Here is a 5,630-nt window from a genome sequence, read left to right on the forward strand (position 1 = left end):
TTGTCGGGCGGGGAAAGCCCCTCACCCCCGACCCCTCTCCCCCAAAAGGGGGCGAGGGGAGTAAGAAGGAGGGGTCAATCCACGTACGCGAACTCGTTGCTGTTCAGCAGCAACAGGCACACGTCCGCCAGCGCCCTTGCGGGCGGGGCGAGGTCTTCGGGTTTGAGGTCGCGTTCGTAATTCTCGAAGGTCGGCAGGATCTCCGTATATTCAAACGGCTCGCCGGAGAACTCCTCCACCAGCGACCGCGTGATCCGTTCCGGGTAGGTCGGCGGATCCACCTCCACCTCCGCGTGCACGGCGGCGGCGTCTTGCAGATAGGCCGTCAGGGCGGACCGCTCTTCGTCGCTCGCCGGGCGGTTCAGGGTGAGTCGGAAGGCGCGGTCGATCGCCGCTTCGCCCTGCAATCCCTCGGATTCAATGCGGGCCGCCAGGGCGGCGGCGCGGTCGTTGGCGGTCACGCCGTTCAGCAGCGTGAACGACTGCGGCACCGTCGCGGCGGTCTCCCGCAGTTCGCAGGAGTCGTTCGGGCCGGGACGGTCAAACGTTTCCAGGAAGGGGTTCGCCTGCCCGCGGACGAGGTAGGCGTAGATCGTCCGCCGGTTCCGTTGCTCAGGCCGCGGCGAAGGCTGATAGGCCGGGGCGAGGGAGAACTGAATCATCCGCGGTTGCAGGGCGACCTCCATATTAATCTCCGGCCGGATCGGCAGGCCGCCGTTCGATTCGACCAGCTCGCCGGAGGCCAGCAGCATCGCGTCGCGAAGTTCCTCGGCGCTGAGCCGACGGCGGGGGAAGGTCGCGAAGAGTTGGCCGTTCGGATCGGCGGTTTCGAGGGCGTCCGGGTTGGGGTGACGCGAGGAGCGCCGGTAGGCCTCCGAGAGCATCAAACCGCGGTGGAGTCGTTTGAAGGTCCAGCCGCCGGCGATGAAGTCCGCGGCGAGGCGGTCCAACAGTTCCGGGTGCGTGGGCTTGCCGCCCTTCGCCCCGAAGCTGTTGGGGTTTCCGGCCAACGGCGAGCCGAAGTGCCAGCCCCAGACGCGGTTCACGATCGAGCGGGCGGTGATCGGGTTCGCCGGGTCGGCGATCCAACGGGCCAGCGCCAGCCGACGGCCGGAGACGCCGTTCGGCAGGAGATAATCGCTCGTCCCGGCGACCGGCAGACCCGGGGCGCTGGGCACGCCGGGCTGCACCGGCTCGCCCTTGGCTTCGAGGGCGCCGCCGTCGAAGATAAAGCACTCCGGCGGGTCGGTATTGAACGCCTTTTGATCGATCCGCAGCTTGCGAGCGCCGTTCCAGGCGAGCTTCGTCTCGCCGCCGTTGTAAACGCTCTGGGCCATCGGCTGGAAGCGCTCCAGACGCCGGTTCCAGATCCAGACGTCCTGCTCCCGGACCTTCAATTCGCCCTGCTCCTCGGTGGAGAGGCCGACGTGGCGGGGCGGCTTCTGTTCGTCCGGCAGATCCTTGCGAGCGTTCTGGTCGAGATACGGCAGACCGCGTTCGTCGAACCAGGCCTTGGCGGCGGCCTCCCGTTTGTCGGTGAGTTGTTTGACTTCGGCCTTGGCGAAGGCGAGCAGCTCCTGCACCAGGGCCTTTTCCTCCTCGAAGCCCTCGCGGTTCTCGCTCGGCAGGAAGGGGACGTTGCGTTCCGCCGCGTGCGTCGTGCTGAAGGCGGCGTACAGACGGTAATAATCGCGGGTGGGCAGGGGGTCGAACTTATGATCGTGGCACTTCGCGCACCGCATCGTCGTGCTCAAAAACGCCTGCCCGGTCACGTTCACCACGTCGTCGAGATAAATCTGCCGGGCCTCGTCGTCCGCGATCATCGCATTGTCCCACGGGCCGAGCCGCAGGAACCCGCTGGCGACGATCTGCTCCGCCTCCTCCGGCGTATAATCGCCGTCCAGACGGGCCTTCTCGACCGCTTTCGGATCGCCGGTGCGTTCCAGCACGGAGGCGTCCGCCAGTTCGTCCCCGGCGAGCTGCTCGACGACGAATTCGTTATAGGGTTTGTCTTCGTTGAACGCCCGGATGACGTAGTCCCGATAGCGCCACATGTTGGAGCGTTCGAAGTCGTTGCTCATCCCGCCGGTGTCGGCGTAGCGGCTGACGTCGAACCAGTGCCGCGCCCAGCGTTCGCCGTAGGCGGGCGAATCGAGCAACCGATCGACCAGCGCGACCCACGCGGCGTCGGGATCGGCGTCGTAAGCGGCGAGGAAGGCGTCGGTCTCGGCCGGGGTGGGGGGCAGGCCGGTGAGGTCGAACGTCGCCCGCCGCAGCAGCGTGCGGGCCTCGGCGGGGGCGGCCGGTGCGAGGTCCGCGTCGGCCAGACGGGCGTTCACGCGCTCGTCCACCAGGGCGGCGAGGGCGTCGGTCGACAGCGGCGCCTCGGCAGGCGGCAGCGGTTGAAGGGACCACAGATCCTCCGGGGCGTAACGGCGATTCGTCCATGCGTCGGACTGCCCGCCGCTGGTGCGGACCAGGCGCCCGTCGGCGGTCTCGGCGGCTTGGGCGTCCTGCCAGCGGATCGCATCCTGTTCCTCCTTCGTCGGCCAGACGGCGCCGTCGGCGATCCATTGACGAATGATCGCGACCTCCTCCTCGTTCAGTCGGTCGGCCTCCTTGGGGGGCATTTCGTAGGTGGCCCAGGTGATCGCGTCCATCAACGTGCCGGCGCCGGGCTGGCCGGGGACGATCGCCGGCGAACCGCTCTCCCCGCCGGCCAGCAGCGCGGCCAGCGAGTGCGTGCCCAAGGCGCCGCCGGGTTCTTCCACCTCCGCCCCGTGACAGCCGCCGCACCGCGTTTCCAGCAGCGGCAGGGCCTTGAGGGTGAAGTGCGTCGCCGGGTCCGGCTTGGCCGGTTCCTGAACAAGGCCGTCGACGACGAGGTTCGCGTCCTCCCCAACGGAGGCGTCCTCATGGCCTTCCGCGGGCGCCTCCGCGGCCAGATCGGTTCCCGCCTCTTCGCCGGGCGGCAGCGCCAGTTCGACGCCTTCGGCCGGGTTCCCCTCAGCCGGGGGCTGGGCGCCGACCGGATACGCGCACACGCTGAGCAGCGCGGCGAGGGGCAGGGCGAGCAATCGCGCGTCAGTCCGCATCGGGGCGTCCCTTTTCAAACAGCGTGTGGATTTCGGCAGCCGACAGGGGGGCGGCGAACGCCGCCAGTTCCCCGATCCGGCCGTTGAAGTTGCGAACCGTGAACTTGGGGTCCGTCGAATAGACCGGGTCGGTCCAGTTCCCGACGGTCGCCCGGCCGACGCTCACCGTCGAGGCGGCCGCGGCGAGCACCGGATCGACAGCCTGCCGACCGACGCGGACGCCGTCGGCGTAGTGGCAAATCTCCGCCGCGACCGGGTCGTACGTCACCGCCAGCATCTGCCAGCGACCGCTGCGGGCGGGGGTCCAGACGGGGGGCGAATGGAACTTCGTCTGCACCGACGGGTGCGCCGCGCGCACGTCGTCCGGCAGCTTGAGCGAGAAGAACAGCCGCCCGTCGCGGAGCAGTTGCCAATGCGGCGACCGCGCCCGGTGTCCGTCGGAGAGCAACAGCGAGTTGTAATCCCGATCGAGACTGCCGATTCGCACCCAGCACAGCAGCGTCAGACCGGCGCTCTCGCCCTCCACGGCCAGCCGCATTCGACTGCCGGGGCGGCTGACGTCCAGGGCGCCGCCCTCCTGCTCCCAACGGTCGGGGGCCGGCTCGGCGGCGATCACCACGCCGTCGCTCGCGGTCACGCTTCGGTTGGCCGTGGCGAGGTTGGGAACGACGCCGCTCTCCGCGGCATCGCCGGGGGCGTAGAAGGCGAACAGGCGGGGGTCGTTGAGCAGTTCGTCGCGGCTCGTTTTCCACTCCGCGCGGCGGCGGTTGCGTTGGTCGGCGAGGCGGCGGCGGGCGTCGATCAGCGGCTCCGCGGTCAGCGTCGCGGCGGCGTCCGGCGCGGCGTTCTGAGCGGTCCAGCGCCAGACGGCGCCGGGTTCGACGAGCTGCGCCTCCCGCTGGCCGGCGGCGAGCGTCACCGCTCCGTCCAACACCCGCACGCGGACGTCGTTCGTTGATTCGGAGGACCCCGCTTCGCCCGCGGCCCCGTCGCCCGCCTCGACGGCGAACTCCGTGCCGAGATCGACCAGTTCCCCCGCGGCGGTCTGCACGCGGAAGCCGACGGCCGGCTCCGGCACGCGGGCCTGGATGCGGCCGGATCGCAGGGTGAGCTGCATCGGCGAATCGACGGTGAACGCCGCCGGCCCGCGGACCAGCAATCGCACCCCGCTGAACAGTTCGAGATGAGCCGTGCCGGACTCCAACCGCAACGGTCCGCCCGGCGCCAGATCGCCGGTCCGCAAGCGGCGTCCGACCCACGCGGCGTCCTCCTGCCCGGTCACCACGCCGAACCCGGAGACGCGCTCGCTTTCAACCGGCTCGCTCTCCCCGCCCTCCGCCAGAACCGGCGCAGGATCGGCGCCGCGATCGCTCAGCAGGAACGCCCCGACCAGCAGGCAGGCGGCGAGCGCCAGCGCCGCCAGAGCGATTCGCCGGAGCGCCGGGCGTCGGGCATGAGACCGGAGCGCAAGCTCCGGCCGTGCGTCGATTCCCTCGGCGGCGCCGACGGCCGGAGCTTGCGCTCCGGTCTCACCGGCGACTTCTTCGAGCAGCGATTCCAGCGTCAGACGTTCGTACAGTCGCTGACGGAACGCGGGATCGACGGACAGCTCCGCTTCCAACGTCAGTGCGTTGGCTTCGCTCAGCGTGCCGTCGAGGAAGCCCTCCAGCAGCAGCGTGCGCTCCGGCGTGCGATCCGCGAGTTCTTGGGGCAGGTCGTTCATCGCGAACCTCCTTCGGCGAGGGCCAGTCGGCGTTCGACGCACTCGGCCAGCGCGGCCCGCACCCGATGCAGCGTGACCCGCAGTCCGCCGACGGAGCGCTTCACCCGCTGGGCATACTCGGCGAGCGATTCGTCTCGGGCGTAGCGGGCCGCGATCAGATCGCGGCGTTCGGCCGGCAGGTCGTTCAGGCAGGCTCGCAGGGCGTCGGCGCGATCGTCGGGGCGGGGGTCGAACCGGGCGAGTTCCTCGGCGACGGTCGCTTCGAGGTCGTCCGTGAACCGCAGTCGCTCGCGGACCTCCCGCTTCCGAGCGGTGAGGACTTCGTATTTCAACAGCGTCATCGCCCACGCCTTGAAGTCGGCGGCGGGTTGATCGGAGCGGGGGCTGAAGTCGGCGCGGCGCTCCCAGATCTTGGCGTTCGCCTGTTGCAGCACGTCCGCGGCGCCGGGATGACCGGGCATCAACACGCGGAGATAGGCCCGCAGAGCCAGTTGGCTTTCCGTGAGCATCCGCACGAACGCCGTATCGGCGTCGGGGGAACCGGCGTCGAGGGCGAGCGGGGCTACGGTGGGGGCGCCGTCGGCGGTCATGGGGTGGGTCTCCGGAAAGAGAAAGGCGCCGGACCGGGCGACGTTAGCGGGAAAATTGATGGGACGGGCGAAACGGGCGGTTTCAGCAACGCCTTGGGTTGGCAGGGAGCGCGGTCGATGACGGGTCTCCCCTCTCCCTTTGGGAGACGGCCCGGGGTTGAGGGCGAACGGTCCGCACGGATCGGACGGTTTCGAATCGCTCGCGGCGCCCCCTCACCCCCC

3 protein-coding genes are annotated in these 5,630 nt (G+C 69.9%); all 3 read right to left on the bottom strand.

The window, feature by feature from the left end:
• Positions 1 to 74: 74 nt before the first annotated feature.
• The 3 genes from LzC2_RS19920 to LzC2_RS19930 are packed head-to-tail and all read right to left on the bottom strand — an operon-like array spanning position 75 to position 5,408.
• Positions 75 to 3,095: a PSD1 and planctomycete cytochrome C domain-containing protein gene (locus LzC2_RS19920; protein WP_206678822.1), complete on the bottom strand. Its 3,021-nt coding sequence runs from the start codon at positions 3,093 to 3,095 to the stop codon at positions 75 to 77.
• A complete protein-coding gene (locus tag LzC2_RS19925; RefSeq protein WP_171189783.1) occupies positions 3,085 to 4,818 on the bottom strand; it encodes a LamG-like jellyroll fold domain-containing protein in 1,734 nt (577 codons plus the stop codon). Before LzC2_RS19925 ends, LzC2_RS19920 begins: the two co-directional genes overlap by 11 nt.
• A complete protein-coding gene (locus LzC2_RS19930; RefSeq protein WP_171189784.1) occupies positions 4,815 to 5,408 on the bottom strand; it encodes a sigma-70 family RNA polymerase sigma factor in 594 nt (197 codons plus the stop codon). Before LzC2_RS19930 ends, LzC2_RS19925 begins: the two co-directional genes overlap by 4 nt.
• Positions 5,409 to 5,630: the final 222 nt, after the last annotated feature.

The sequence above is a fragment of the Alienimonas chondri genome (assembly GCF_013036045.1).
Classification (GTDB): domain Bacteria; phylum Planctomycetota; class Planctomycetia; order Planctomycetales; family Planctomycetaceae; genus Alienimonas; species Alienimonas chondri.